Annotated in this window: 1 protein-coding gene; it reads right to left on the bottom strand. The window is 58.3% G+C overall.

The annotated features are described in order from the left end of the window. A partial coding sequence (locus tag J5224_RS29370; protein ID WP_264628598.1) for an aconitase family protein occupies positions 1-1,103 on the bottom strand: 1,103 nt, incomplete at both ends.

Below are 1,103 nucleotides of genomic sequence, written 5' to 3'. Positions count from 1 at the left end.
TTGCGGATGCGCACATTGGCGAACGTGCCGCGCATCATCACCTCATGGTTGCCTCGTCGGGAGCCGTAGGAGTTAAAATCGTCTACAGTCACGCCGCGATCGAGCAGGTAACGGCCCGCCGGGCTCTCTTTTTTGATGCTGCCCGCAGGAGAGATATGGTCGGTAGTCACTGAATCCCCCAACAGAGCAAGGATTCGCGCCCCGTGAATATCCTGTATCGGATCGGGCGCTTTGCCCATAGTAGTGAAAAATGGGGTCTCGCGGATATAGGTGGAATCCTGTGGCCATTCGTAGGTAGGGTTATCCCCCACGGCTATCGCCTGCCACTCGGGGGTGCCTTCAAATACAGCGGCGTACTCTTTATGAAACAGGTCAACGCTGACATGCTGCACCGCGTCGGCCACTTCCTTCGCGGAAGGCCAGATATCTTTCAAAAACACCGGTTCACCATTGTGTCCGACGCCCAGCGGATCGCGGGTCAAATCCAGCGTCATGTTGCCCGCTAATGCATAGGCCACCACCAGCGGCGGCGATGCCAGCCAGTTGGTTTTCACCAGCGGATGGATGCGTCCTTCAAAGTTGCGGTTGCCCGAGAGCACGGCACCCACCGTCAAATCGGCGGCTTTAATCGCCTGTTCTATCGGCTCCGGCAAAGGCCCTGAGTTACCGATACAGGTAGTACATCCATACCCCACCAGTTGAAAACCCAGCGCATCAAGATAAGGGGTTAATCCCGCTTTAGCGAAGTAATCCGGTACCACTTTGGAGCCGGGCGCCAGCGACGTCTTCACCCACGGTTTACGCCGCAGACCGCGCTCTACCGCGTGTTTTGCCAACAGGCCCGCCGCCATCAACACGCTGGGGTTGGACGTATTGGTGCACGAGGTGATCGCCGCAATCACCACCGCTCCCTGACGTAACGAGAAAGTTTCATCCGCCAATGTCACGTCAATCGCTTCAGCATGGGCATTGCCGCTGCTGAGCTCCAGTTCACGGCTGGCGGTAAACGCATCGGGGACCTGTGCCAACGCGACGCGATCCTGCGGGCGTTTTGGCCCCGCCAGGCTGGTTTCCACCGTCCCCATATCCAACGCCAGTTGGCT

This window comes from Candidatus Symbiopectobacterium sp. NZEC135 (assembly GCF_025962695.1).
Note: the sequence above shows the minus strand (reverse complement) of the source record. Positions and strands in the feature narration are given on the sequence as shown.